The sequence below is a fragment of the bacterium genome (genome assembly GCA_017744355.1).
GTDB lineage: Bacteria > Cyanobacteriota > Sericytochromatia > S15B-MN24 > UBA4093 > JAGIBK01.
In genome coordinates this window covers 535,241-560,198 of sequence record JAGIBK010000002.1, presented here as the reverse complement: position 1 = coordinate 560,198, position 24,958 = coordinate 535,241, and the positions used below count along the sequence as shown (strand labels likewise).

Sequence of the window (24,958 nt, the reverse complement as noted above, 5' to 3'; positions counted from 1 at the left end):
AGCGCTCGGTAGCGACTTTTCCGCGCCACGTGACGCTTTGACTACAGAATACGGAGTTTTCTCAATGCCCGCCCTATCATTCGACCTCGAAGCCACATCCGGCCGCGCCCGCGCTGGACGGATGCGCACCCCGCACGGCGAGGTTCTGACGCCCGTCTTCATGCCGGTCGGTACCCAAGCGACGGTCAAGACCGTCATGCCTCAGCACGTCGAGCATTCCGGCGCGAGCATTATCCTGGCCAATTCCTACCACCTGTACCTGCGACCGGGGCATCGTCTGATCGAACGTGCAGGGGGTCTTCACAAGTTCGAGAACTGGAAAGGCAGCATGCTGACGGACAGCGGTGGCTTTCAAGTCTACAGCCTGTCCGATCAGCGCAAGATCACCGAGGAAGGCGTGCACTTCCAGGCGGCATTCGACGGCTCCAGACACTTCATCACGCCTGAGGTCTCAATGGAGATCCAAAACGCCCTTGGGGCCGATATCATCATGGCCTTTGACGAGTGCGTGCCCGGCAGGAGCTCGCACGCCGATGCCCTGGCCGCCGTCGATCGCACCACGCGCTGGGCCGAACGTTGTCTCAACTCCCACGCCCGCCAAGACGATCAAGCCCTCTTCGGCATCGTCCAGGGAAACGTTTACCACGACTTACGCCAGCGTAGCGCCGAAGCGCTCGTGGCCATGGACTTCCCCGGTTATGCCATCGGCGGATTGTCGGTGGGTGAGCCGAAGGACAAGATGTATCCCGCGCTCTCGGAAACGACAAGGCAGCTACCCGTCCACAAACCGCGGTACCTGATGGGCGTCGGCACGCCGGAAGAACTGATCGTCGGCGTCGCCCTGGGCGTCGACATGTTCGACTGCATCCAGCCGACCCGCTTCGGTCGCCACGGTACGTTTTGGACCCCTGAAGGCCGCATGAACATCAAGAACGCACCGTTCCGTGAAGATCCGGGCCCGCTCTTCGAGGGCTGCGACTGCTTCACGTGCACGGAAGGTTTCGATCGCCGCTACCTGCATCACCTGCACCGCGTCGGGGAAATCCTCGGCTACACGCTTGTCAGCATCCACAACATGCGCTTCCTCATCTGGCTGATGGAATCCGCGCGAAAATCCATTTTCGCGGGCACGTTCCCCCAGAGCCACCAATCGTACATCCCCAAGGCGTTCTGGCCGATGCTCGATCTTTCGGAAGCCACCGCGTTCGCATAACCTTTGCATACGGGCAGAGAGCCCCCGCCAGGTTAACCTGGCGGGGGCTCTCTGCCCGTATTTTGTTTTTCTAGACAAGGTCCAGATACGGCGAGGTGCTATGCGTTCGCAAGCTCCGCCATCAACGCTTCCGGAAGATCAAAGTTTGCCGTCACGTTCTGAACATCAGCCAAGTCGTCCAGGGCGTTCATGAGCTTGACTAGCTTCTTGGCGATGTCGCGGTCCTCGACGACGATGGTGTTGGCGGGGACAAGCGAGACGTCAGCGCTGGCAATGGTGACCTTGGCGGCGGCGAGAGCCTCCGTGACAGCTTCGAGGGCCTCAGGCGGGCATTCGATGACGATCTCGCCGTCCTCCGTCCGGAGGTCCTCGGCGCCGGCATCGGCGGCCAGGAGGAGGAGGTCCTCCTCGGACCGCGCACCGTCCTCGTTCGGGACCACCACCACGCCCACGCGGCGGAACATCCAGCCCACACAGCCAATCTCGCCCATGTTCCCGCCCGCCTTGTTGAACGCGGCGCGCACGTCGGCTGCCGTGCGGTTGCGGTTCTCGGTCATGGCCTCAACGATCACGGCCGTGCCGCCAGGGCCATAGCCCTCGTAAGTGATTTCATCGAAGGCCTCCGAGGCGTCCTCCCCCGTGCCCTTCCGGATCGCCCGCGCGATGTTGTCGTTCGGCAACCCAGAGACCTTCGCCCGCTCGATCGCCTGGCGCAGGCGGAAGTTGCCGGCTGGGTCCCCCCCGCCATGGCGCGCCGCGACGATGATCTCGCGCGAGATCCGAGCAAAAACCGTGCTGCGAGCTGAGTCCAGCTTGCCCTTAGAGCGTTTGATGTTCTCCCACTTGCGTCCCATGCGTTCCTCTTACACGTTAAATCGGAAAGGTATGACTGCGAACCCCTAGTAGGCCTTCGCGTAGATCGCCCAGCGATCCGTCGGCTTGCCCGTGAAGAGGCAATGGCTGGGCTTGCGCTCGGCATCGAGGGGCAGGCAGCGAACCGTGACCTTGAGATTTGCGAGGGCTTCCTCGAGCGCCGGATCATCGACGAAAGGCGCCAGGGCGAAGCCCCCGTGAATCTCGGGCTTGGCCGCATTGCCCGGGGTGAAGTAGGCCTCGAACTCGGCGCGGTCCTCGATGCGGCGGGTATGGGCCTCGCGGAATGCCAGCGCCCGCTCGTAAAGCGCCGTCTGCATGTCGGCGAGAATCTCGCCCACCGTCGCGACGAACTCCTCGCGGGGCATGGCCGCCTTTTCCTTGGGGCCCTTGTCCCGGCGGCCCATGAAGACCGCTCCGTTCTGCACGTCGCGCGGACCGATCTCAAGCCTGATGGGCACGCCGCGCTTGATGTGGTACCAGGCCTTCTCGCCGCCGCGCAGGTCGCGGTCGTCGATCTCGACCTCGATCCGCATGTCGTCGTACTTCTGCTTCCGGACGTCGGCGACGAGCTCCTGGCAGTACGCGAGGACGGCCGCGCGCTCTTCGTCGTTGCGGTAGATGGGCATGATCACGACATGCTTGGGTGCCAGGCGAGGCGGGATCACCATGCCGTCGTCGTCGCTGTGGGCCATGATGAGGGCGCCGATGAGGCGGGTGGAGACGCCCCAGGACGTCGTCCAGGCGTACTCCTCGCGACCTTCCTTGCTCAGGTACTTGATCTCCGAGGACTTCGCGAAGTTCTGCCCCAAGAAGTGGGAGGTCCCGGCCTGCAGGGCCTTGCGATCCTGCATCATCGCCTCGATCGAATAGGTGTCGACCGCGCCCGGGAAGCGCTCCCAGGAGCACTTTTCACCCTTGATCACGGGCAGGGCCATGTAGTCGCGGGCAAACGTCTCGTACACGTCCAGCATCCGCATGGTCTCCTCGCGGGCTTCGTCTGCGGACGCATGGGCCGTGTGACCCTCCTGCCACAGGAACTCGGCCGTGCGCAAGAACAGGCGGGTACGCATCTCCCAGCGCACGACGTTGGCCCACTGGTTCACCAGCAAGGGCAAGTCACGGTAGCTCTGCACCCACTTCGCGAACATCTCGCCAATGATCGTCTCGCTGGTAGGCCGGACGATGAGCGGCTCTTCGAGTTCGCCGGCCGGGCGCAGGCCGCCACCGGGCTTGGCCTCGAGGCGGTGATGGGTGACGACGGCGCACTCCTTGGCAAAGCCCTCGACATGCTCCGCCTCCTTCTCAAGGAAGGAGAGCGGGATGAACAAGGGGAAGTAGGCGTTGACGTGGCCTGTGTCCTTGAACATCTGGTCGAGCACCTTCTGGATGTTCTCCCAGAGGGCGTATCCCCAAGGCTTGATCACCATGCAGCCACGCACGGGCGAGTTTTCCGCCAAATCGGCGGCCTTGATCACCTGCTGGTACCACTCGGCGTAGTCGACATCGCGCGTGGGCGAGATGGCGGTGGTATTCTTGGCGGGTTTTGCGACGGACTCGTTGCTCACGGGAACTCCTGCTCTGCAATGTAGGTCGAACGGTGAGGCGTTCACCAACCGGCGGGATACTAGACGTTGAAGCGGAAGTGCATCACGTCGCCGTCCTTCACCTCGTAGGCCTTACCCTCGAGGCGCAGAAGGCCCTTCTCCTTGGCGGCGCTCTCGGATCCGACCGTGACCAGGTCGCCGTAGGCCGTCACCTCGGCGCGAATGAAGCCGCGCTCGAAGTCCGAGTGGATGACGCCCGCAGCGCCGGGGGCGAGGGTGCCCTTGGTGATGGTCCAGGCGCGGACCTCCTTCACGCCGGCGGTGAAGTAGGTGATGAGGTCGAGGATGCGGTAGGTCGAGCTGATGAGCTTGCTGAGGCCCGACTCGCTGACGCCCAGGTCCTTGAGGTACTCCTCGGCCTCTTCGGCGCTCAGCGTCGAGAGCTCGGCCTCGATCTGGGCCGAGATGGTGACGACTTCGGCGTTCTCAGCCTTGGCGTACTCCCGAACCCGCTGGACCAGGGGCAGCGCATCGGCGTTCGCCAGATCGCCCTCGGCGACGTTGGCGGCGAAAATGACGGGCTTGCTGGTGAGCAGGGGAATGGTCTTGAGGGTCGCCTTTTGCTCGTCGCTCAGCTCGACGGTGCGCGCCCACTTACCCTGGTCAAGGGCGGCCTGCAGGGGCTCGAGCACGTCGACGAGCGCCTGGGCTTCCTTGTTCCCGGTCTTCGCGGGCTTGCGGTTGCGCTCCAGGATCTTCTCGACGGTGGCGAGGTCCGCGAGCGCCAGCTCCAGGTTGATGGTCTCGATGTCGCGGATGGGATCGATCCCGCCGTCGACGTGGGTGATGTTCTCGTCCTCGAAGCAGCGCACCACGTGCACGATGGCGTCCACCTCGCGGATGTGCGCCAGGAACTGGTTGCCGAGGCCCTCGCCCTTGCTCGCGCCGCGCACCAGCCCCGCGATGTCCACGAACTCGAAGGCGGTCGGAATGACGGTGTTGGTCTTGACGATGCCCTGAAGCACCCCCAGACGCTCGTCAGGAACCGTCACGATGCCGACGTTGGGATCGATGGTGCAGAAAGGATAATTGGCCGCCATGGCCCCGGCACGGGTCAAGGCGTTGAACAGGGTCGACTTCCCGACGTTGGGAAGGCCGACGATACCAGCGCGTAGCAAGGAATAACCTCCATCAAGGGGATCGAAACGACGTCGTACGAGGATTTGAAGCCTCGATCATAACATCGATGGCCCCCCTGACGCTACGCGGCGGCCTTCAGTCGAGTACTTCCAGCTCCTGGGCGCAGGTCATGCAGTACGGGGCCCAGGGCAAGGTTTCCAGGCGCCCTTCGGCGATCTGCTTGCCGCAATGGACGCAGGTTCCGTACTGGCCGACCTGAATCCGCTCCAGGGCGGCTTCGACCGCACTCAGGCGGCCTCGAGCCCGCCGCGCCAGAGCGGCGTCGAGCTCCTGGGTGTAGGTGTTGGTGGCCGCGTCCGCGATTTCGTCGTCGCCGGAGTCGGCCATGGCGTCCTGAATCGAGTTGTCGGTCCCCGACGTCTCCTCGGTGATCCAGGTGAACTGGCGCCTGAGGCGCTCCCGCTCCGCTTCGAGCTTCTCCTTGAAATGTGCCACTCCCTGCATGGCGCACCCCTCTCGACACATGCGCTCGGCGCCGATGTGCCGCGCGCTCCTCAGGGTCGCGGGTATCTTAGCACGGCCACCCGGGCTAGGCAGGCGGCGTCTGCGTGCTTTCCGGATCCTGGGGCCGGATGTGATCCAGATGGCCCTTCAGGCTTCGCTTGACCGCAGCCACGTAGCGCATGCGCAGATCGTGCTGCTCGGCCTTCTCCTCTTCGGTGAGGCCTTCGGCCTTGGCCTTGCGGGCCAGATGATTGATACGGTGGATTTCCTCGTCGGTGATCATGGCGCTCCTTTCGGAAGGGCCGTCCCTTCCACCCAAACACTAGCGGCAAGGGCGCCCCGTGTAAACCATCGAGCCTCAGTACTTTGGTCAAAATTTCACGCGGAGTTAACGGGAAGATAAGTCAGCTTGGCGACGGGGCCCGCGATAAGCGTCTTGTGAGTGGAGGGTCAGCCAGCACGCCCCAGGCGGCGACATCATAAGGAGAGCCAAGATGCAGAGCTACTGGATTTCGGTGTCGTACGACGCGGACGTGGTCCTCAACCATTGCTTCAAGGCCGACTCCCGCGAAGAGGCCGTCAGCCGCATGATGACCTACCTTGAGCTCGAGTTCGGGGTCTCGCGCGACACGGAAGTGACCGTCACCCACCACTAAACTTTCCGCTTCAAGACTCGCAGGCGCCCGGCATTCACCGGGCGCCTGCTCGTTTCATGCGGGGTATCGTTCCGGATTCCCGGCCCCTTGTTGGCTGCGAGGCCTCCCCTTGCTACGATCCGCCTCGCGCCGAGAAGTAAGGAGGGGCGAGATGATCAAGCACGGCTTCTGCCCGACATGCGGCAGCTTCACGGCGGCCGCGAGCTACATCGACGGGGTGGACAACCGCGCCGAGCGGCTCGACTTTCAGACCGACGAAGAGATCGCCCAGCAGGTGCGCGACGCCATCGCTGGCCAAGGCGCGATCGCCATAAAGCAGCTCGGCGTGACCGTGCTCAACGGGGTGGTCACGCTCACCGGCCAGGTCGCCGACAAGGATGCCAAGAAGCTCTTGGCCGATCTCGCCTACGACGTGCCGAGCGTCATCGACGTGCACAACGAGCTGGCGATCGCAAAGACCCCGACGCGCTGAGGGCTAGAGCTTACGTCCCGCCACGGGCTCGGGCTGGTTCCGGACGTAGTCCCAGTAGTTGTCCATCACGATCCGGATGTAACGGCGATTGCGATAGACACCGCGGCTGACGATCCCGTGCCTGCCCGCGTTGTAGAAACTCAGGGCCGTCGGGATGTGGCCGTCGAACTGGCGCAGCAGCATGGTCATGTAGCGCGTGCCAAGCTCCAGGTTGGTTTCGGGATCGTAGAGGTCGTAGTGGCTCAGGCCCATGGACCGCGCGACTCCGCGGGCGGTGCTGGGCATCAGCTGCATGAGTCCCACGGCTCCGACCGGACTGACGCAGTAGCGATCGAAGTTGCTCTCGATGCGCACGATGCCCGCGATGAGCTCGGGTGCGACGCGGTGCTTCTTGGCCACCGCCTGAATCTGCTTGTAATAGGGATAGCTCGGGCCATCCGCGGTCGGCAGGACCGGCAGGCTCTGGCGCGGGGCCCGCGAGGTGGGTGCAGGACGCGCGGCACTTGCCGGCGCTGCCGCGGGGCGAGAAGCGATCGCCGCGGCTTTCGAAGGCCTGGCATCCGAGAGGGCCGACGGGCCCGACCAGATGACCCAGCCGGTCCCTGCGCAGAGCAGGGCGACCCAGGCGGCGAGGGTGGTGCGGGGAAGGACAACCCGCGAGAAGTGGAGCGACGTATCCTCCAGCGTAGCGTTCAACGTAGTTCCCCCTTTCACCAACCGAAAGCCAACAGTTTATGAACCGCAGCTCGCTCGGTCGGATAATTGGTGAACTTATATTAACTCAAAATTAAGTCGATGTAAACCCAAGACCAAGAAACAAGCAAAAGCGCCGACCCCTCGGGCCGGCGCTTTACAACGGTTTACAATTCTCTAGAGTTCGAGAACCTGGTGCCCCAGCGCCGAAGCGGCCAGGGCCATGGCGGCCATGTAGAGCGCGAAGCTCAGGACCGCGAAGGCGCCGCGCTTACCCGCCGGCTGACGGAAGCCGACGAACTGGAGGGTGAACTGCGCGAGCAGGGTCAGGGCGATCCCGAGCGCGGCGTGCATGACCTGGGCGCCGGCACAGGCGATCGCAGCCCCGAGCAGGCTGGTGTTGATGATGAGGGCGGCGATCCCGGCCCCCACCTCGGGCCCGAACACGGCCGCCAGGGTCTGAAGGCCCGCGCGGCGCTCCCCCTCGCCCCGATGGAGGGTGTCCAAGAGGTGCAGGCCGACGGCTCCGAACGAGAAGATGGCCGCAAGCTCGATGGCGCTCTGGGTGACGCCTCCCATCAGAGCCCCGCCGAGCAGCCAGGGACCTGCGACCGAGACGATGCCGAAAAACAGGCCGTTCCACCAGCTCTGGCGCCGCAGGCTCAGGGGCGGGGCGTTGAGCGCGAAGTGGATCGCAAGGGTCGCGCAGGTGACGTTGAAGGCGAAAGCGCCCAGTTGGTGTGCGAACAGCAGCGAGAGGAGGCAAAACAGGCCGATGGTGGCCACGATGGCATCCGAGGTTAAGCGCTGAGGGGCTTCCGGATGGCGATCGACGAGCCCCAGGAGGTGACGATCGAAATAGGCGTTGATCGCATGGCCCGCACCGGTGAGCAGGGGGCCCACCAAGAGGAGGGCCAGCGCGAGGGTCGGCAGTCGATGAGGCGAGAGGAGGTCTCCGCCCGCCATGGCCGCTCCGCAAGTCAGGGCGACCATCGAGGTCAGGCCCCGGTAGGGCTGCACCAAGCGGATCAAATTGAACCAAGAGGGAGGAAAGCCGTTCGAGCGCGTGAACATGATCTCGGCGGGCAAGGCCGCAGGACGATCGAGCACCGGGAAGGACCTCAGCTGCATGCGCGTCTCCTCTGAGCGGGTGCGCTCCCCATCGAGCGCCGCGATGAAGATCATATTAACCTTAAATTAAGAAGAAGTAAAGAAGACTTGAAGAGATCCCTCGACCGGTTCCATAACTGCGATGGAATGGACGGCGTTGCCCCCTGAGGGAGCGTCGTGTAGAATTTTTGGGTCGGTTGGGCGGAGCAGCGCCTCCTTGCCCGTTTTCAAGGATGGGAAGTAACACGCATGTGCGGCATCGTTGGCTATATTGGCTTCCAGGAAGCGTCTGAGGTCCTGATCGAGGGCCTGCGTCGTCTTGAGTACCGCGGGTACGACTCGGCGGGCGTCGCGGTGGTCCACGAGGGCAAGCTCGCCCTGCGCCGCGAAGTCGGCAAGCTGCGCAACCTTGAGGCCCAGCTGCGCGAGCAGCCCGCCCCCGGCCCTCTGGGCATCGGCCACACCCGCTGGGCCACCCACGGCCGCCCCACCACCTACAACGCCCACCCGCACACCGATGGCTCGGGCAAGCTCGTGGTCGTCCACAACGGCATCATCGAGAACTACATGGAGCTCAAGAACGAGCTCGTCGAGGCCGGCCACACCTTCGCCTCCGACACCGACACCGAAGTCATGGCCCACCTGATCTCCTCCTACTACGAAGGCGACCTGGTGGTGGCGGTCCAGAAGGCCTACACCCGCCTGGTCGGCACCTTCGCCACGGCGATCCTCCACCAGGACGAGCCGGGCAAGATCGTCGCCCTCAAGCACGGCGCGCCGCTTTTGGCGGGCGTCGGCCAGGGCGAGAACTTCCTCGCCTCGGACGCGGCGGCCATCCTCAGCCACACCCGCGACATCATCTACCTCGAGGACGGCGAGCTGGCCGTGGTGACCCGCGAGGCGATCACGGTCTACGACGCCAACCTGCGTCCCAAGACCAAGGACGTCACCCGCATCGACTGGAACCTGGTCGCCGCCGAGAAGGCCGGCTACGAGCACTTCATGCTCAAGGAGATCCACGACCAGCCCACCACCCTCACCAACACCCTGGGCGGCCGCTTCGACGACCGCGAGGGCAAGCTCTACCTCGACGAGATCGGCCTCACCGCCGACGAGATCCGCGCTTTCGAGCGCGTGATGGTCATCGCCTGCGGCACCGCCCTCTACTCGGGCAACGTGGGCAAGTACCTGATCGAAGAGTTCGCCCGCCTGCCGGTCGAGTGCGACTTCGCCTCCGAGTTCCGCTACCGCAACCCGGTGATCGATGAGAAGACCCTCGTCATCGTCGTGAGCCAGTCGGGCGAGACCGCCGACACCCTCGCCGCCCTGCGCGAGGCCAAGCGTCGCGGCGCCAAGACCCTCGGCGTCATCAACGTCAAGGGCTCTTCGATCGCCCGTGAGGTGGACGGCACCCTCTACATCCACGCCGGCCCCGAAATCGGGGTGGCCTCGACCAAGGCCTACACCGCCATGGTCGCCGCCTTCACCCTGCTCGCCCTGCACCTGGGCCAGGTGCGCGGCAAGCTGACCAACGTCCAGGTCGGCGAGGTCCTCAAGGAGCTCAAGACCATCCCCGGCCTCATCACCGCCATGCTCGAGCGTACCGACGCCATCCAGGACGTGGCCCAGGCCTTCGCCGCCTGCCGCGACTTCCTGTTCCTCGGCCGTGGTTTCAACTTCCCGACGGCCATGGAAGGCGCGCTCAAGCTCAAGGAGATCAGCTACATCCACGCCGAGGCCTACGCCGCCGGCGAGATGAAGCACGGCCCCATCGCCCTGATCGACGAGAACATGCCGACCGTGGCGATCGCGACCGCCGGCGCCACCTACGACAAGGTCGTCAGCAACCTCCAGGAGGTCAAGGCCCGCAACGGCGTGGTGATCGCCATCGCCACCGAGGGCGACATCGGGATCACCGAGCACGTGGACCGCGTGATCTACGTCCCGGCCGTCCGCGAGCACCTCTCGCCCCTGGTCAACGTGGTGCCCCTGCAGCTCTTGGCCTACCACATCGCCCGTCTGCGCGGCTGCGACGTGGACCAGCCCCGCAACCTCGCCAAGTCCGTGACCGTCGAATAGGAGCCCCTCCGTGCAGGACGTCGTCCCCGTCTCGATCCCCCGCTTTCGGCCGCGCCGCCTGCGCGCCACCGAGGCCATGCGCCGCATGGTCCGCGAGCACCACGTCCACGCGAGCGACCTGATCTGGCCGCTCTTCGCGGTGCCCGGCACGGGCATCCGGCATGAAGTCGTCTCCATGCCGGGGGTCTTCCAGTGCTCGGTGGACGAGGTGGTCAAGGACGCCAAGCGCGCCCACGCGGCGGGCCTGGGCGGGATCATCCTCTTCGGGCTGCCCCCCGAGAAGGACGAAATCGCCACCGGCGCCTACGACCCGAACGGCATCGTCCAGGAGGCCGTGCGCGCCGTGAAGGCGGCGGTGCCCGAGCTGATGGTCATCACCGACGTGTGCCTGTGCGAGTACACCTCGCACGGCCACTGCGGGGTGATCCACGGCGAGGAGCTGCTCAACGACCCGACCCTCTCGCTCCTGGCCAAGACCGCCGTGAGCCACGCCGAGGCGGGCGCCGACATGGTCGCTCCCTCGGACATGATGGACGGGCGGGTGGGCGCCATGCGCGACGCGCTCGACGCGGCGGGCTTTGCGAACGTACCCATCATGGCCTACTCGGTCAAGTACGCCTCGGCCTACTACGGCCCTTTCCGGGACGCGGCCGATTCGACGCCCCAGTTCGGCGATCGCCGCAGCTACCAGATGGACCCCGCCAACGCCCGTGAGGCCCTCAAGGAGGCCGCCCTCGACGTGGCCGAGGGCGCGGACATCGTGATGGTCAAGCCGGCCCTCGCCTACATGGACGTCATCCTGCGGGTCAAGCAGGCGACCGATCGCCCCGTGGCCTGCTACAACGTCTCGGGCGAGTACGCGATGGTCAAGGCCGCCGCGCGCCAGGGCTGGATCGACGAGCGCAAGGTCGTCATGGAGACCATGGTCGGCTTCAAGCGCGCCGGAGCGGACCTGATCCTCACCTACCACGCCATGGACGTGGCGGGCTGGCTCGCCGAGTAGCTTTCATCAACACGCCAAAGGGGGCCGGTCCTTGGACCGGCCCCCTTTGAATTGCTTACCAGCCCATCAGCTTGGACCAGAGCTCCGAGGCGATCTCGATGGTGCGCGGGGCCCGGGGAACCGTCGAGAGGGGCATGTTGGCCTCTTCGGGACGGCGATCGCCCTTGCGGTTGTTGCACCGCTGGCAGGCCGCCACCAGGTTCTCCCACGAATCGTCGCCGCCGCGGGACTTGGGGTGGACGTGGTCGATGGTCAGGTCGCCGCGGCTGCCGCAGTACTGGCAGGCGTGCTTGTCGCGCTTGAAGATGGCCTGGCGAGTGGGGCGCAGGGTCTCGTAGTAGCGCTGGACGACCGCTTTGACCAGGAGTCGGATGGCGGTGGGCACCTTGACGGTGGTCGAGGGCGAGCGAAGCACCTGCTCCGAATCCTGGACCGACACCGCCTTGCCGAGATAGAGCAGGGTGATGGCCTTCTCGATCCCGCAGGTATAGAGTGGTTGATAGTTGCTGCTCAACACGAGCACCTGCATTGACGACCACCTCCCCTCATTGCCCCCCGCTAAACCAGAGCCTGCCTGGCTTTTGCGGAGGTCTCGCCGCTCTAATTATTCCCCTGCGGGCCCCTCCTTACACCTGTTGAAAATTTTATTGACAATATCTTAACGAACAAGAAGCGAAATGGAAAGGGGAGGCAAGCTTCCTCGAAAACCCGAGTGCCTGCCTCCCCCTTCCAGAATCCCCGCTGCGTCCGGCCTCCGCCGGGTGGCTCAAGGGCTTTGCTTGAACTGGAGAACTTTGTTGGTCGCGGCGTCGAGCACGAAGACCGTGCCGTTCTCCGCCACCGCGATGCTCGAACCGCCCTGGATCAGGGTGGTGCCGAAGCGGCTGAGGAAGCGCCCGCTCGAATCGAAGCGCAGGACGGCCTGCACGTCCAGGGCGTAAATGTCGCCGTTGCGCGGGTCCACGGCCACGTCCCGCACCGAGTCGAAGCCGGGGCCCTGACGGTCGGCGCCGCGCCCGTCGAAGACCAGCGCCTCTTGGCCCTCGTCGTAGCGCACGACGCCTGCCGAGGTGGCCGCGTAGAGGCGCCCGGTCGCATCGCTCCCCACTCCCCGCGCCGCCACGTTCACGCTCAACGAGGCGATGGGCGCGAAGTTGACGACGGAATAGGCGCTGATCTGGGCGTCGCGGGCCACGTAGACGGTATCCTTCGCGGCCACGATGTCCCGGCCGGTCGAGGCGTAGGGCGCCCCCAGGTTCACGGCGTGATGGGAGTCGCGCATGAAGCCGTAGACGCCGTTGTCGTCGAGGGCGTAGACCACCTGGGGCGAGACCGCGACCCCCTTGACGCTGGCCGCAAGGCGGCCGCCCGTGCCGTTGAGGGTGAGGTACGGCGAGCCGATTGGCAGCGCAGCGTCCGAGCCGTCGGCATCGAACTGGAAGAGGGCCCCGTAGGCGCCCATCGGGTCGGTACGATTGCCGTCCGCCACCAGCACGTCGTTGCCGAAGGCCGCCAGGGCCCGCGGCTGGTAGAGCGATTTCACGAAGGGGCGCTCGCCGATGTAGCGGTAGAAATCATTGGGCAGGACGCTGCCGTTGCCCGAGGGGGATTCCCCCTCGACCGGCGCCGGGGTGGCGCTCGAAGTAGCGCTCGGATTGGGGTAATCGTCGTCGCCCGGGAAGGTGTAGACGTCGCTCGGGTAGGGATCGTCCGGAACGGTCGGGTACAGGTCGTCGGTCGTCCCGCATGCCACCAGGCACAAGCTCGCCCCCAATAACCATCCCAGCGCGTGCCGCCTCATGGATCCTCTCCTCCGGCAATCGACCTTCGATCGCCCAATGGTTGTGCTTAGGTTATCTTATCGTAAAAAGCCCGCTAATACTTGCGTAAAAAAACCGCCTCCCCGAGCGGGGAGGCGGTTGCGAAGGGTAGGCGGCTCAGGCGAGGACGGTATCCAGAACGGTGGCGTCCACCAGCTCCACCAGGTGCGGCAGGTCGGGCTTGAGGATGAGGTCCTTGGCCCCCAGCTTGATCGCCTTCTCGCGGTTCGAGTCGTTGCCGAGCGACGAGAACATGACGACCGGCAGCTGCTTGAGGCCGTCGGTGGCCTTGATCCGGGAGAGCAGGTGCAGGCCGTCGATCTGGGGCATCTCGATGTCCGAGATGAGGAGGTCAGGCAAGGGCTCGCCCGCCCCTACGCGGTCGTTCAGCCAGTTCCAAGCCTCCTCGCCGTTCTCGCAGGCCACGACCTCGTAGCCCGCAGTCTTCAGCGAGTTGACGATGATCCGCCGGATGGCGCCCGAGTCCTCGGCTATCAGGATCAGGCGCCCCTCGCGCTCCTCGGCGCTTTTGATGCTGCCGGCGCGAGCGCTGAGGCTGATGTTCGGGTTGAGCTCGGCGAGGATGGCCTCGAAGTCGAGCAGCAAGAGAACCCGCTCGTCCAGCTTGACGACCGCCGTCAGGCTATCGCTCATGCCCATGGACGCCGTCGAGGGAGGCGGCACCACCTGGCTCCACGAGATGCGGTGGATCCGTGAGACGCTCGAGACGATGAAGCCGGTGACGGCCCCGTTGAACTCGGTGACGATGACCCGGGTCTTCTTGGTGATCGTCGAGGGCAGCCCCAGCCACTTGGCCAGGTCGATCAGGGTGATGACCTGGCCGCGCAGGCTCATGGCCCCTGCGACCGCCGGGTGGGTCATCGGAATCTCGAGCGGAACGGGCATGGTCACGATCTCTTTGACCTTGGCCACGTTGATGCCGAAGTAGCCCATCGCCCCCGCGTCGCTCGCCGTCGGGCTGTGCAGCATGAACTCGACCACTTCGAGCTCGTTGGTCCCGGCATCCAGTAGAATCTCGCCCTTGTAGCTCATGCATCCTCCTGCCCGTGGTGGCCGCTTGTTCGGCCGCTTCCAATTGCACCATGAAAATTCCCCGGAAGACGAGCGCGGAAACTACCGAAGACGGTGAAGCTTTCGGGAAGATGATAGAATCAGGGAATGACGCCCACAGACCCCATTACGACCGGCACGCTCTACGTCTGCGGCACCCCCATCGGGAACCTGTCGGACGTGACCGTCCGCATGCTCGATACCCTGCGGGACGCGGACGTGATCGCCGCCGAAGACACCCGCCAGATCGCCAAGCTCCTCTCGCGCTTCTCCATCGAGACGCCGACCGTGAGCTACCATGAGCACAACGAGGCCGGTCAGGCCCCGCGCCTCATCGCGCGCCTCCTGTCCGGCCAGAACGTGGCGCTCGTCTCGGACGCCGGCATGCCGGGGATCTCCGATCCGGGGGAGGCCGTGATCCAGGCGGCCATCCGCGAGGGGATCCCGGTGGTGCCCATCCCGGGCCCGGTGGCGGCCGTGGCGGGGCTCGTGGTCTCGGGCCTGCCCACCGATCGCTGGGTGTTCGAGGGCTTCTTGCCCCGTGAAGGCAAGCAGCGCCGGCGCCTGCTGCGCACCCTCGCCGCCGAGCCGCGCACCCTGGTCTTCTACGAGGGCCCCCATCGCCTGCTCGATACCCTCGAGGATCTGGCCGCGGCCTTCGGGAGCGATCGCCCCGTCGCCGTCGCCCGCGAATTGACCAAGGCCTTCGAGGAGGTCGTGCGCGGCACCCTCGAAACGACGATCGCCCACTTCAAGGCCCACGCGCCCCGCGGCGAGATCACCCTCGTCGTGGGTGGCTGCACCGACGAGGCCGCGCCCGCCCCCGAGGCGGATCTGGACACGCGCCTCTTGGCTCTGCTCGCGCAGGGGATGAGCAAGCAAGACGCAAGCAAGCAAATCGCGCGCGAGCTGGGTGTCCCCAAGCGGGACGCCTACCAGCGCGCCCTCGCCCTCTCGGCCCACGACCACTCGGAGGAATCATGACCGCAACCCCGCTCGCCGTCGCCGCACAAGCCCCCACCGAGGGCGCTCGGCGCCGTCTGGTGCTCATCGACGGCCATGCCATCGCGTACCGCGCTCACTTCGCCCTGATGCGCATGGGCCTCGCCACGCGCGACGGGGTGCCCACCTGGGCGGTCTACGGCTTCACCAAGACCATCCTGGACGTGATCGGCAAGCACAAGCCCGACCTGATGGCCGTCGCCTTCGACCGCAAGGCCCCGACCTTCCGTCACCAGGAGTCCGAAGACTACAAGGCGCACCGCAAGCCCATGCCGGACGACCTGATCGTCCAGATGGACGTGATCCGCAAAGTGGTGCGCGCCTTCGACCTGCCCATCTACGAGCTGGACGGCTACGAGGCCGACGACGTGATCGGCACCATCTCCAAGGCGGCCGCCGCCAAGGGGTACGACGTCCTCATCGTCACGGGCGATCGCGACGCCTTCCAGCTGGTCGACGGTCACATCAACATCCTGTGGGCCAAGAGCGGCTCCGAGCTGATCCGCGTGGACGAGGCCCGGGTCGCCGAGGAGTTCGACGGCCTCAAGCCCTTCCAGATCATCGAGTACAAGGGCCTCGCGGGCGATGCCTCGGACAACATCAAGGGGGTCCAGGGCATCGGCGATAAGACCGCCAAGAAGCTCCTGGCCGAGTTCGAGACCGTCGAGAACCTGCTGGCGAACCTGGACAAGCTCGACAACGCCAAGCTTCGCCAGAAGCTCGCCGAGAACGTCGAGTCCGCCCGCCAGAGCCTGCGCCTCGCGACCATCGACACCCAGGTGCCCATCGCGGGCTTCGACTGGGAGCACTGCGAGATGCGGCTTCCCGACCTCACGAACCTGATCCAGTGCCTGACCGACCTGGAGTTCAAGTCGATCGTGCGCGACCTGCCCAAGATCCTTGCCGACTTCACGGGCGGCGCGCGGGCCGAGGACGTGGGGGCTGCCGTGGCCGCCGAGACCCACGAGCGCGCGCTCGACCTCAAGATGACGGTCGTGCAGCGCCGCGAGCAGCTCGAAGCCCTCACGGCTTCGCTTGAGAAGCAGACCCTCGTCGCCTTCGACACCGAAACCGACAGCCTCGACCCGCTCGCGGCAAAGCTGGTCGGCATCTCGCTGGCCTTCGGCGCGCCGGTGGCGACCGAGGCCGAGAGCTACTACCTGCCCGTCGGGCACCTGGAGGGCGAGCAGCTCCCCTTGCAGGACGTGGTCGCGGCCCTCAAGCCCTTCTTCGAGAATCCCGCGATCGCCAAGACGGCCCACAACGCCAAGTACGACATCAACGTCCTGTCGGCCTACGGCATCAAGGTGCAGGGCCTGCGCTTCGACTCCATGGTGGCGGACTACCTGGTGGACACCAACCACCCCCACGGTCTCAAGGACATGGCTTGGGACGTGCTCGGCTACCGCATGACCCCCATCTCGGAGCTGATCGGCACCGGCGCCAAGGCCATCACCATGGACAAGGTGAGCGTCGAGCAGGCGGCCCCCTACGCCGCGGCCGACGCGGCCGTCTCCCTGGAGCTGGTCGCGGGCCTCGAGGCCAAGCTCCAAGAGGGCAACCTCACCAGCCTCTTCAACGACCTGGAGCTACCCCTCATCGAGGTGCTCGCCGACGTGGAGCAGTACGGCGTCACCATCAACACGGGCTACCTCGCGCAGATGTCGCACGTCTTCGGCAACCGCCTCAAGGAGCTCGAAGCCGAGATCCACACCCTGGCGGGCACCGAGTTCAACATCAACAGCCCCAAGCAGCTCGCCGTCATCCTCTTCGACAAGCTCCAGCTGCCCGTGCTCAAGCGCACTCCCAAGAAGGAGCCCTCGACGGACGCGAGCGTGCTCGAAGAGCTCTCGAGCCAGCACGAGGTGGTCGCCAAGATCCTCGAGTTCCGTCAGCTCACCAAGCTCAAGGGCACCTACATCGACAGCTTGCCCGAGCTGGTCAACCCCCGCACCGGCAAGATCCACACCTCGTACAACCAGACGGTGGCCGCCACCGGCCGCCTCTCGTCCGAGAAGCCCAACCTCCAGAACATCCCCATCCGGACCGCCGAGGGCCGCGAGATCCGTGGGGCCTTTGTGCCCTCGGCTCCCGACGTGGTCATCATGGCGGCCGACTACTCTCAGATCGAGCTGCGCCTTTTGGCCCACATCGCCGATGAACCAGTCTTCATCGAGGCCTTCCGCAAGGACGAGGACATCCACGCCCTGACCGCCTCGCAGATCTTCAAGGTCCCCCTCGAAGAGGTCACCAAGGACCAGCGCCGCATGGCCAAGACCGTGAACTTCGCCACCATCTACGGCCAGGGAGCCTTCAGCCTTGCCAAGGTGCTCGGCATCCCCATGGGCGAGGCCAAGGCCTTCATCGACGCCTTCTGGGACCACTACCCCAAGATCCGCCACTACACCATCGAGGCCGTCGCCAGGGTCAAGCGCCGGGGCTACGCCGAGACCCTTCTCGGTCGCCGACGCTACATCCCCGAGCTCAACGACCGCCGGCTCAAGGACTTCGGCGAGCGCACCTCGGTCAACTCGCCCATCCAGGGGACGGCCGCCGATATCATCAAGATCGCCATGATCCGCCTCCACCGCGCGCTGAAAGAAGGCGGCTTCAAGGCCCACATGATCCTCCAGGTCCACGACGAACTGGTGCTCGAAGTGCCCAAGGCCGAAGTCGAAGCGGTCAGCGCCCTGGTCCGCGAGACCATGGAGAGCGCCTATCCGCAGCTCGCCGTGCCCCTCAAGGTCGAGCTCTCGGTCGGGCCCAGCTGGATGGAGGCCAAGTAGCCCTCTTGCCATCGGGCGAGCGTGGCCGCAGAATGACCCCAACGCATTCACGTTTGTTGAACAAAGGAGGACGTCTCGTGCAGAAACTTCTCTTGGGCGCCCTGTTGGGTCTGGCCGTGATGACGCCGGTGGCGGCGCATGCGGCTCCCCCTGCTCCCTACCAGATCGCCGCCGCCAGCGACTTCGATGCCATGATGGCCAAGGGCCGTCAGCACGATGCACGGGGCGAATACGAGGACGCGCTCTCTTATTACAAGAAGAGCCTCGCGATCAAGGAGAACGACTTCGCCGCCCAGGTGATGATCGCCCACGCCCTCCTCATGCTCGAGCGCTACAACGAGGCCATGGACCTCTGCGAGAAGCTCGAGAAGCATCCCGGCGCCAAGGACGCTTCGGCCTATTACCGCTCCGAGGTGTACGTGGTGCTTGGCGGCGCTCAGGGCCTCAAGTCCAAGCGCGAGGGCATGATGGCGATGATGAAGTACGGCCTCGGGGTGCGCAAGCAGCTCGAGAAGGGCGTCGAGATCGACCCGGACAATGCCCGCGCCCGGTATGCTCTCGGCCGCTATTTCCTGGAGGCGCCCGGCATGGTCGGCGGTGACGCCAAGAAGGGCACCGAGATGCTCGCCAAGGCCGTCAAGATGGACTCGGACGACTGGGTCATCCGCGGCAATTACGTCCGCGGCCTGTTCCAGATCAACAGCCCGTCGGCGAAGGAAGAGGGCGAACGCTTCGTCAAGGACTTCGCCAGCATCCCCGCTTCTCAGAAGACCTTCGCGGACGTGATCGCGAAGCTCAAGTAAAAAAGCAAGCGATATGGCGGCCCGGAGGGAACCTTCGGGCCGCCTCTTTCGTCGGTTGCTTGGAGGTAATCACCGATGACGAATTCGAAACTGACCAAAGGCCTGCTCGCACTCTCCCTGGTGGTGGGCGCCGCCGCCCCCGCCTGGGCCGAGGAGAGCACCGTACAGGACCGCAAAGAGGTAGCCCTGACCGTCTACAACGACAACCTGGGCCTGGTGCGCGAAGTGCGCACCATCAAGCTCGAAAAGGGCCAGCGCGAGCTGCAGTATGCGGACGTGGCCTCGGGCATCGACCCGACGACCGTCTCCCTGCGCTCGCTCAGCGCCCCGCAGGACCTCAAGGTCCTGGAGCAGAACTACGAGTACGACCTGCTCACCCCCGACAAGCTGCTCGAGAAGTACATCGGCAAGGACGTCGAGATCCACGCCGACAACACCGTGAGCAAGGCGACTCTCCTCAGCACCAACGACGGTCAGATCTACCGCATCGGCGACAAGATCTACCTCCAGCCGCCCGGCAAGGTCGTCCTGCCCCAGGTGCCCGCCAACCTGGTCGCGCGTCCCACCCTCAAGTGGCTGCTGCAGAACGACCGGGCCACGGGCGAGCAGCAGACCGAGACCTCGTACCTGACCCGCGGCCTCTCGTGGCGCAGCGACTACGTGCTGGTGGTTTCCGAGGACCAGGGCAAGTCGAACCTGAACGGCTGGGTCACCCTGGACAACCAGAGCGGCGCCTCCTACGACAACGCCAAGCTCACCCTGGTGGCGGGCGACGTGAACCGCGTCCGGCCCCAGCCCACCTACATGGAAGACCGCATGCGGGCCATGAAGGCCGAGGCCCCGAGCGACCAATTCGCCGAGCGTGCCCTCTTCGAGTACCACTCCTACCAGCTCAACCGCGCAACCACCCTCAAGGACCGCCAGACCAAGCAGGTCAGCCTGCTCTCGGCGGCCGATATCCCCACCCGCAAGGTCTACCGGTTCGAGGCCCCCTCGGCCCCCATCTGGATTCAGACCCGCGATCGCACCAGCCAGAAGGTCAACGTCTACCTGGAGATGACCAACAGCAAGCAGGACAAGCTGGGCATGCCCCTGCCCAAGGGCGTCGTGCGCATCTACCAGCAGGACGCGGACAAGCGCCTGCAGTTCGTGGGCGAGGATAGCATCGACCACACCCCGCGCGACGAGAAGCTCAAGTTCAAGGCGGGACAGGCCTTCGACCTGGTGGGCGAGCGCAAGCAGACCAGCTACAAGGTCCTGGGCGATCGCCTGGTCGAGTCCAGCTACGAGATCGAGCTGCGCAACCGCAAGGACCAGCCCGTGACGATCCTCGCCACCGAGAAGCTCGGCGGCGACTGGACCATCACCCAGGCCTCCCAGGGCTACTCGAAGCTCGACGCAGGCACCGTCGAGTTCGGCGTGCAGGTCCCTGCTCGCTCCGTCACGAAGGTGACCTATACCGTCCGCACTAAATACTAAGCCCTCCAATTCCCCGTCTCCGACGGCGCGTGCGCAAGGGCACCGCCTGCTCGGGGGCGGGGAAGGCGGCTCATGGCCCCGTGTGTTAACATAACATTCCATGCCAAACCGCAAGCGTCTTTATAATGGGTTAGGCAAGTCTTCTCTCCGGGAATAGAGATCTCGATTCTGAAGGAGGACCGATGTGGGCTACGAGCATTCATCGAAAGACCGGCCACTCTACATCATCAGCGTGGCCGCGGAGTTGGTGAAGATGCATCCCCAGACGCTCCGCCTTTACGAGCGGCGGGGGCTCGTGAGCCCCAAGCGCCAGGGGAAGAATCGCCTGTACTCCGAAGCTGATATCGAGCGCCTGATCTACATCCAGAAGTTGACGCAGGAGCTCGGAATCAACCTCGCGGGGGTCGAGCGGATCATCCGGTTGCAAAACGACCTGGATCAGCTCAAAGCGCAAAAGGAGGCAGAGATTGCAGAGATCAAGCAACGAATTGGGGAGCTGGAGCAGCTAAAGAAAGGGCGCGAGCACGAAATCCGCTCGATCAAGGCCAAGCTCAAGGATCACCTTGGGGAGTAGCCGAGTCGCCGGTTCGGCCCGTGTCAAAAGCCTGAAAGAGTTGTCACGACTGCGTTTTTTCGCTTTCCGTAGCGCATTGGCGGGTGTCATCGGCTGTGGTAAGATGCCACCAAACCCGACACCAAGTTAGGATTGAAGAAGGTGCGAAATGTTCGAAAGATTTACTGAGAAAGCCATCAAGGTGATCATGCTGGCGCAGGAAGAAGCCCGGCGCCTGGGTCACAACTTCGTCGGCACCGAGCAAATCCTTCTTGGGTTGATTGGCGAGGGCACCGGGGTGGCCGCCAAGACCCTCAAGAGCATGGGCGTCAGCCTGAAGGACGCGCGGATCGAGGTCGAGAAGATCATCGGCCGCGGCTCCGGCTTCGTGGCGGTGGAGATCCCCTTCACCCCCCGCGCCAAGCGCGTCCTCGAGCTCTCCTGGGATGAAGCCCGCCAGCTCGGCCACAACTACATCGGTACCGAGCACCTGCTCTTGGGCCTGATCCGCGAGGGCGAGGGCGTGGCCGTCCGCGTCCTGGAGAACCTGGGCGTCGACCTTTCGCGCGTCCGCTCCAACGTCATCCGCATGCTCGGCGAGAGCGCCGCGACCCCCGGCACCGGCCAACACCGTTCCAAGACGCCCACCCTCGACGAGTTCGGCTCCAACCTCACCCAGATGGCCGAAGAGCACCGCCTCGACCCGGTCGTCGGCCGCGAGAAGGAAATCGAGCGCGTCATCCAGATCCTGGGCCGCCGCACCAAGAACAACCCGGTGCTCATCGGCGAGCCTGGCGTCGGTAAGACCGCCATCGCCGAGGGCCTGGCCCTTCGCATCGCCAACAGCGAGGTCCCCGAGATCCTGGCCGAGAAGCGCGTCGTGACCCTCGACATCGGGTCGCTGGTCGCGGGCACCAAGTACCGCGGCGAGTTCGAAGAGCGCCTCAAGAAGATCATGGAAGAGATCCGCAGCGCCCAGAACATCATCCTGGTCATCGATGAGCTGCACACCCTGATCGGCGCCGGTGCGGCCGAGGGGGCGGTGGACGCCGCCAACATCCTCAAGCCCGCGCTCGCCCGCGGCGAGCTGCAGTGCATCGGCGCGACCACCCTCGACGAGTACCGCAAGCACATCGAGCGCGACGCGGCCCTCGAGCGCCGCTTCCAGCCGGTCATGGTCGGTGAGCCCTCGGTCGACGAGACCATCGAGATCCTGCGCGGCCTGCGCGAGCGCTACGAGGCACACCACCGCCTCCAGATCACCGACGACGCGCTGGTCTCGGCCGCGAAGTTCTCGGATCGCTACATCTCGGATCGGTTCCTGCCGGACAAGGCCATCGACCTGATGGACGAGGCCGCGAGCCGCGTGCGCCTGCGCTCGAGCAGCCTGCCCCCCGCGGCCAAGGAGCTCGAGAAGGAGCTTCGCCAGTTCACCAAGGAGAAGGAAGCCGCAATCCGGGCTCAGGAGTTCGAGAAGGCCTCCCAGCTCCGCGACCAGGAGCAGGCGGTCCGCGAGAAGATCCGCGAGATCGCAGCCGACTGGCGCAGCGACAAGGGCCAGGGCGCGACCCCCTCGGTCGGCACCGAGGAGATCGCCGAGATCGTCGCCAGCTGGACGGGCATCCCCGTCAGCAAGATGACCGAAGGCGAGACCGAGCGGCTGCTCAAGATGGAGGAAGTCCTCCACGAGCGCGTCATCGGCCAGCAGGACGCCATCCACATGATCTCGCGGGCGGTGCGCCGTGCGCGCGTCGGCCTCAAGAACCCCAAGCGTCCCATCGGCTCGTTCATCTTCTCGGGCCCCACGGGCGTCGGTAAGACCGAGCTCGCCAAGGCGCTCGCGGGCTTCTTCTTCGGCCAGGAAGAGAACCTCATCCGGGTCGACATGTCCGAGTACATGGAGAAGCACGCGGTCTCCAAGATGATCGGCTCGCCCCCCGGCTACGTCGGGTACAACGAGGGCGGTCAGCTGACCGAGGCCGTGCGCCGCAAGCCCTACTCGGTCGTGCTCTTCGACGAGGTCGAGAAGGCTCACCCCGACGCCTTCAACATCCTGCTCCAGATCCTGGAGGACGGCCGTTTGACCGATGCCAAGGGCCGGGTGGTGGACTTCAAGAACACCATCATCATCCTGACCTCCAACATCGGTGCGCGCGCGCTGGAGAAGGGCGGCAGCCTGGGCTTCCAGACCGGCGGCGACGACGGGCGCTATCGCAAGATGAAGGACGTCGTGATGGAGGAGCTCAAGCAGGCCTTCCGTCCCGAGTTCCTCAACCGCATCGACGAGATCGTCGTCTTCCACCCGCTGACCAAGGAAGAGATCGGCCAGATCGTCCACGTCATGCTCAAGGAAGTCCGCCAGCGCATGAAGGAGAACGAGTTCGACCTCGACGTCACCGACGCGCTCAAGGACAAGCTGTGCGAAGAGGGCTACTCGCCGAGCTACGGCGCGCGTCCTTTGCGCCGCAGCATCCAGCGCCTGATCGAGGATCCCCTCGCCGAGGAGATCCTGGGCGGTGCCCTGCCCAAGTCCGGCGTCATCACCGCCGACTGGAACGGCGAGAAGGTCGTCTTCACCCACACTGAGGCCAAGGAGCCGGTCGGTTCCGAGGCGTAAGCCCAAAACGCAAGTCCCCCCGGCGGAATCCGCCGGGGGGACTTGCTTTTGGGCTCAGCGCATGTTGCCGAGGATGCTGCTACGGCTGTCCGCCATCTTCTTGATGAAGTTGGTCATAAGGTCGAAAGCCTCGTTGCGCTTGTTGGTGAGCGACTGGAGGCGGAGCATGTCCATCTGGTTGCCGCTCTGAGCAGCACCCTGCAAGCTCTGGAGCTGGGAATCGATCAACTTGGCCCGCTGGGACTGGACGGATAGCAGGGCCGTCTCCAGGTCCATGCCGGCGAATGCGGCCAAATCGATGCCGGCGCCGGAGACGAGATCCAGCTCCTCGTCGGTGAGTTCCATTTCTTCGAGGGACGGGAAGACGAAGTTATCGTGAGACAAGGCGGGTTCCTTTCTGTGATGGTTGCGAAGTGCGCGTATGCTCGCGAGGACATCTCACTCGCAGACAAACGGTAGGGTGCCCGGCAGCGGCCTGGGGCCCAACTGGCTGGGAAGCCCGGAAGGCGGGCTCACCTGGACAAAGGTCCCCGGAATCACCACAGGAACGGGGGTATAGACCGTCGGGGCCTGCGGCAGGGCCGTCACGAAGCCGGTGGGCGCGGACACCGGGGGCTTGAACTGGGCGGGATCGAGCGCAACAGCAAGGGTCGTGCCGCCGGCAACCTGGTCCAGCTCCTCGTCCTGGAGGGCATCGAGGGGAGCGATAGGCTCGGCTTCTGACATGGATCCTCCTGGCAATGAGCGGCCCTGCGCGTGGCGGGCCCTGATGGGATTACTATACCCTATCAAACAAGCAACCTGTGGCCCGTGAGGGAGGTCGCGTACCCGGCGTGCCGATGCTCACGTTTCGCGAGCAAACGGGCTATCATGGAGCAAGCCCCCAACCCGATCGCGAAGGAGACCCCGTGAAAGCCCCCGCCGACGTCCACCTCATCAAAGGGGATCTGACCCCCGAGCTCTTCGAAGCCTACGCCAAGAGCGCCTACCTCTGCGCCGACACCGAAACCACCGGCCTCAACCCCCACCGCGACCGGCTCTGCCTGATCCAGCTGTGCAATGAGGACGGCCTCACCACGGTCCTCCAGGTGAGCTCCTACGACATGCCCCTCCTGGTCAAGCTGCTCGAAGCCGAGCGGCCGCTCAAGCTCTTCCACTTCGCCCGCTTCGACCTGGCCATGCTCCGGCACCACCTGGGGGCCAAGATCACCCACGTCTACTGCACCAAGGTCGCCAGCAAGATCGCCCGGACCTTCTCGGGCAAGCACGGCCTCAAGGACCTGACCAAGGACCTCCTGGGCGTCGAGCTGGACAAGTCCGTCCAGACCAGCTACTGGGGCGCCGACGACCTCAGCCCCGCGCAGCTCGCCTACTCGGCCAACGACGTGCGCTACCTGATCCCCCTCAAGGAAAAGCTGGACGCCATGCTGGTGCGCGAAGGCCGCATGGACCTTGCGCTCGCCTGCATGCAGCACCTGCCGACCCTGATCCAGCTGGATCTCCAGGGCTGGGAGAACCTGTTCGAGCACTAAGGCCA

24 protein-coding genes are annotated in these 24,958 nt (G+C 65.1%); 12 read left to right on the top strand and 12 right to left on the bottom strand.

What is annotated here, in order from left to right; genetic code table 11:
- Positions 1 to 64: 64 nt before the first annotated feature.
- Positions 65 to 1,213 carry a tRNA guanosine(34) transglycosylase Tgt gene (gene tgt / locus J7643_08135; GenBank protein ID MBO9540544.1) on the top strand — a complete coding sequence of 383 codons (1,149 nt, stop codon included), beginning with the start codon at positions 65 to 67 and terminating at the stop codon, positions 1,211 to 1,213.
- A gap of 98 nt (positions 1,214 to 1,311) precedes the next feature.
- Here the strand turns inward: tgt and J7643_08130 are convergent, their stop codons facing one another.
- The 5 genes from J7643_08130 to J7643_08110 all read right to left on the bottom strand — a co-directional run bounded on the left by J7643_08130 (position 1,312) and on the right by J7643_08110 (position 5,560).
- Positions 1,312 to 2,067, bottom strand: a complete 756-nt coding sequence (locus J7643_08130) for a YebC/PmpR family DNA-binding transcriptional regulator (GenBank protein MBO9540543.1) — start codon at positions 2,065 to 2,067, stop codon at positions 1,312 to 1,314.
- A gap of 45 nt (positions 2,068 to 2,112) precedes the next feature.
- Complete coding sequence (locus J7643_08125; protein MBO9540542.1) at positions 2,113 to 3,654, bottom strand: proline--tRNA ligase; 1,542 nt, start codon at positions 3,652 to 3,654, stop codon at positions 2,113 to 2,115.
- A gap of 59 nt (positions 3,655 to 3,713) precedes the next feature.
- Positions 3,714 to 4,811: a redox-regulated ATPase YchF gene (gene ychF, locus J7643_08120; protein ID MBO9540541.1), complete on the bottom strand. Its 1,098-nt coding sequence runs from the start codon at positions 4,809 to 4,811 to the stop codon at positions 3,714 to 3,716.
- A 97-nt stretch (positions 4,812 to 4,908) separates the two neighbouring features.
- Entirely contained in the window at positions 4,909 to 5,277 is a 369-nt protein-coding gene (locus tag J7643_08115) for a TraR/DksA family transcriptional regulator (GenBank protein ID MBO9540540.1), read from the bottom strand.
- 85 nt (positions 5,278 to 5,362) lie between these two features.
- Positions 5,363 to 5,560 carry a DUF896 domain-containing protein gene (locus J7643_08110; GenBank protein ID MBO9540539.1) on the bottom strand — a complete coding sequence of 66 codons (198 nt, stop codon included), beginning with the start codon at positions 5,558 to 5,560 and terminating at the stop codon, positions 5,363 to 5,365.
- Between the two features lie 211 nt (positions 5,561 to 5,771).
- Here J7643_08110 and J7643_08105 point away from each other — a divergent pair, with 211 nt between their 5' ends.
- Together J7643_08105 and J7643_08100 are read left to right on the top strand one after the other, a co-directional pair.
- A complete protein-coding gene (locus J7643_08105) occupies positions 5,772 to 5,933 on the top strand; it encodes a hypothetical protein (protein MBO9540538.1) in 162 nt (53 codons plus the stop codon).
- Positions 5,934 to 6,084: 151 nt separating this feature from the next.
- Complete coding sequence (locus J7643_08100) at positions 6,085 to 6,405, top strand: BON domain-containing protein (GenBank protein MBO9540537.1); 321 nt, start codon at positions 6,085 to 6,087, stop codon at positions 6,403 to 6,405.
- Positions 6,406 to 6,408: 3 nt separating this feature from the next.
- On the opposite strand, the gene J7643_08095 is transcribed toward J7643_08100, so the two are convergent.
- Both J7643_08095 and J7643_08090 read right to left on the bottom strand, forming a co-directional pair.
- Entirely contained in the window at positions 6,409 to 7,101 is a 693-nt protein-coding gene (locus J7643_08095) for a lytic transglycosylase domain-containing protein (protein ID MBO9540536.1), read from the bottom strand.
- Between the two features lie 174 nt (positions 7,102 to 7,275).
- Positions 7,276 to 8,229 (bottom strand): UbiA family prenyltransferase, encoded by a 954-nt coding sequence (locus tag J7643_08090; GenBank protein MBO9540535.1) that lies wholly within the window; start codon positions 8,227 to 8,229, stop codon positions 7,276 to 7,278.
- Between the two features lie 228 nt (positions 8,230 to 8,457).
- On the opposite strand from J7643_08090, the gene glmS reads away from it, so the two are divergent.
- Positions 8,458 to 10,287, top strand: coding sequence for a glutamine--fructose-6-phosphate transaminase (isomerizing) (gene glmS / locus J7643_08085; GenBank protein MBO9540534.1), 1,830 nt, complete (start codon positions 8,458 to 8,460; stop codon positions 10,285 to 10,287).
- Positions 10,288 to 10,363: 76 nt separating this feature from the next.
- The gene (gene hemB, locus J7643_08080; GenBank protein MBO9540533.1) at positions 10,364 to 11,290 is read left to right on the top strand and encodes a porphobilinogen synthase; all 927 of its coding nucleotides are present in this window, start codon (positions 10,364 to 10,366) and stop codon (positions 11,288 to 11,290) included.
- Between the two features lie 55 nt (positions 11,291 to 11,345).
- Here the strand turns inward: hemB and J7643_08075 are convergent, their stop codons facing one another.
- The 3 genes from J7643_08075 to J7643_08065 all read right to left on the bottom strand — a co-directional run bounded on the left by J7643_08075 (position 11,346) and on the right by J7643_08065 (position 14,163).
- Positions 11,346 to 11,819 (bottom strand): HNH endonuclease, encoded by a 474-nt coding sequence (locus tag J7643_08075; GenBank protein ID MBO9540532.1) that lies wholly within the window; start codon positions 11,817 to 11,819, stop codon positions 11,346 to 11,348.
- A 237-nt stretch (positions 11,820 to 12,056) separates the two neighbouring features.
- Positions 12,057 to 13,091 (bottom strand): hypothetical protein, encoded by a 1,035-nt coding sequence (locus J7643_08070; protein ID MBO9540531.1) that lies wholly within the window; start codon positions 13,089 to 13,091, stop codon positions 12,057 to 12,059.
- A 136-nt stretch (positions 13,092 to 13,227) separates the two neighbouring features.
- A complete protein-coding gene (locus J7643_08065; protein ID MBO9540530.1) occupies positions 13,228 to 14,163 on the bottom strand; it encodes a chemotaxis protein CheV in 936 nt (311 codons plus the stop codon).
- Positions 14,164 to 14,289: 126 nt separating this feature from the next.
- Here J7643_08065 and rsmI point away from each other — a divergent pair, with 126 nt between their 5' ends.
- The 6 genes from rsmI to J7643_08035 all read left to right on the top strand — a co-directional run bounded on the left by rsmI (position 14,290) and on the right by J7643_08035 (position 23,421).
- On the top strand, positions 14,290 to 15,165 hold the full coding sequence (gene rsmI / locus J7643_08060) for a 16S rRNA (cytidine(1402)-2'-O)-methyltransferase (protein MBO9540529.1): 876 nt from the start codon (positions 14,290 to 14,292) through the stop codon (positions 15,163 to 15,165).
- Positions 15,162 to 17,969 (top strand): DNA polymerase I, encoded by a 2,808-nt coding sequence (gene polA, locus J7643_08055; GenBank protein ID MBO9540528.1) that lies wholly within the window; start codon positions 15,162 to 15,164, stop codon positions 17,967 to 17,969. Before rsmI ends, polA begins: the two co-directional genes overlap by 4 nt.
- 77 nt (positions 17,970 to 18,046) lie before the next feature.
- Positions 18,047 to 18,772 carry a tetratricopeptide repeat protein gene (locus tag J7643_08050; GenBank protein ID MBO9540527.1) on the top strand — a complete coding sequence of 242 codons (726 nt, stop codon included), beginning with the start codon at positions 18,047 to 18,049 and terminating at the stop codon, positions 18,770 to 18,772.
- A 75-nt stretch (positions 18,773 to 18,847) separates the two neighbouring features.
- Positions 18,848 to 20,251, top strand: coding sequence for a DUF4139 domain-containing protein (locus J7643_08045; GenBank protein MBO9540526.1), 1,404 nt, complete (start codon positions 18,848 to 18,850; stop codon positions 20,249 to 20,251).
- A 253-nt stretch (positions 20,252 to 20,504) separates the two neighbouring features.
- On the top strand, positions 20,505 to 20,825 hold the full coding sequence (locus J7643_08040; GenBank protein MBO9540525.1) for a MerR family transcriptional regulator: 321 nt from the start codon (positions 20,505 to 20,507) through the stop codon (positions 20,823 to 20,825).
- Between the two features lie 148 nt (positions 20,826 to 20,973).
- Complete coding sequence (locus J7643_08035; GenBank protein MBO9540524.1) at positions 20,974 to 23,421, top strand: ATP-dependent Clp protease ATP-binding subunit; 2,448 nt, start codon at positions 20,974 to 20,976, stop codon at positions 23,419 to 23,421.
- Positions 23,422 to 23,475: 54 nt separating this feature from the next.
- Here J7643_08035 and J7643_08030 read toward each other — a convergent pair whose 3' ends face one another.
- Together J7643_08030 and J7643_08025 are read right to left on the bottom strand one after the other, a co-directional pair.
- Complete coding sequence (locus tag J7643_08030; protein ID MBO9540523.1) at positions 23,476 to 23,805, bottom strand: hypothetical protein; 330 nt, start codon at positions 23,803 to 23,805, stop codon at positions 23,476 to 23,478.
- A 54-nt stretch (positions 23,806 to 23,859) separates the two neighbouring features.
- Positions 23,860 to 24,147, bottom strand: a complete 288-nt coding sequence (locus tag J7643_08025; GenBank protein ID MBO9540522.1) for a hypothetical protein — start codon at positions 24,145 to 24,147, stop codon at positions 23,860 to 23,862.
- Between the two features lie 113 nt (positions 24,148 to 24,260).
- On the opposite strand from J7643_08025, the gene J7643_08020 reads away from it, so the two are divergent.
- Positions 24,261 to 24,953 (top strand): ribonuclease D, encoded by a 693-nt coding sequence (locus J7643_08020; protein ID MBO9540521.1) that lies wholly within the window; start codon positions 24,261 to 24,263, stop codon positions 24,951 to 24,953.
- The last annotated feature ends 5 nt before the right edge of the window (positions 24,954 to 24,958 follow it).

What these genes read in the sequence shown, in the direction of transcription:
- polA (MBO9540528.1), top strand. Translation starts at nt 15,162, where the DNA reads ATGACCGCAACCCCGCTCGCCGTCGCCGCACAAGCCCCCACCGAGGGC.
- J7643_08130 (MBO9540543.1), bottom strand. Translation starts at nt 2,067, where the DNA reads ATGGGACGCAAGTGGGAGAACATCAAACGCTCTAAGGGCAAGCTGGAC.
- J7643_08025 (MBO9540522.1), bottom strand. Translation starts at nt 24,147, where the DNA reads ATGTCAGAAGCCGAGCCTATCGCTCCCCTCGATGCCCTCCAGGACGAG.
- J7643_08070 (MBO9540531.1), bottom strand. Translation starts at nt 13,091, where the DNA reads ATGAGGCGGCACGCGCTGGGATGGTTATTGGGGGCGAGCTTGTGCCTG.
- J7643_08115 (MBO9540540.1), bottom strand. Translation starts at nt 5,277, where the DNA reads ATGCAGGGAGTGGCACATTTCAAGGAGAAGCTCGAAGCGGAGCGGGAG.
- hemB (MBO9540533.1), top strand. Translation starts at nt 10,364, where the DNA reads ATGCGCCGCATGGTCCGCGAGCACCACGTCCACGCGAGCGACCTGATC.
- J7643_08090 (MBO9540535.1), bottom strand. Translation starts at nt 8,229, where the DNA reads ATGCAGCTGAGGTCCTTCCCGGTGCTCGATCGTCCTGCGGCCTTGCCC.
- rsmI (MBO9540529.1), top strand. Translation starts at nt 14,290, where the DNA reads ATGACGCCCACAGACCCCATTACGACCGGCACGCTCTACGTCTGCGGC.
- glmS (MBO9540534.1), top strand. Translation starts at nt 8,458, where the DNA reads ATGTGCGGCATCGTTGGCTATATTGGCTTCCAGGAAGCGTCTGAGGTC.
- J7643_08100 (MBO9540537.1), top strand. Translation starts at nt 6,085, where the DNA reads ATGATCAAGCACGGCTTCTGCCCGACATGCGGCAGCTTCACGGCGGCC.
- J7643_08040 (MBO9540525.1), top strand. Translation starts at nt 20,505, where the DNA reads ATGCATCCCCAGACGCTCCGCCTTTACGAGCGGCGGGGGCTCGTGAGC.
- J7643_08105 (MBO9540538.1), top strand. Translation starts at nt 5,772, where the DNA reads ATGCAGAGCTACTGGATTTCGGTGTCGTACGACGCGGACGTGGTCCTC.
- J7643_08020 (MBO9540521.1), top strand. Translation starts at nt 24,261, where the DNA reads ATGCTCACGTTTCGCGAGCAAACGGGCTATCATGGAGCAAGCCCCCAA.
- J7643_08075 (MBO9540532.1), bottom strand. Translation starts at nt 11,819, where the DNA reads ATGCAGGTGCTCGTGTTGAGCAGCAACTATCAACCACTCTATACCTGC.
- tgt (MBO9540544.1), top strand. Translation starts at nt 65, where the DNA reads ATGCCCGCCCTATCATTCGACCTCGAAGCCACATCCGGCCGCGCCCGC.
- J7643_08065 (MBO9540530.1), bottom strand. Translation starts at nt 14,163, where the DNA reads ATGAGCTACAAGGGCGAGATTCTACTGGATGCCGGGACCAACGAGCTC.
- J7643_08110 (MBO9540539.1), bottom strand. Translation starts at nt 5,560, where the DNA reads ATGATCACCGACGAGGAAATCCACCGTATCAATCATCTGGCCCGCAAG.
- J7643_08035 (MBO9540524.1), top strand. Translation starts at nt 20,974, where the DNA reads ATGTTCGAAAGATTTACTGAGAAAGCCATCAAGGTGATCATGCTGGCG.
- J7643_08045 (MBO9540526.1), top strand. Translation starts at nt 18,848, where the DNA reads ATGACGAATTCGAAACTGACCAAAGGCCTGCTCGCACTCTCCCTGGTG.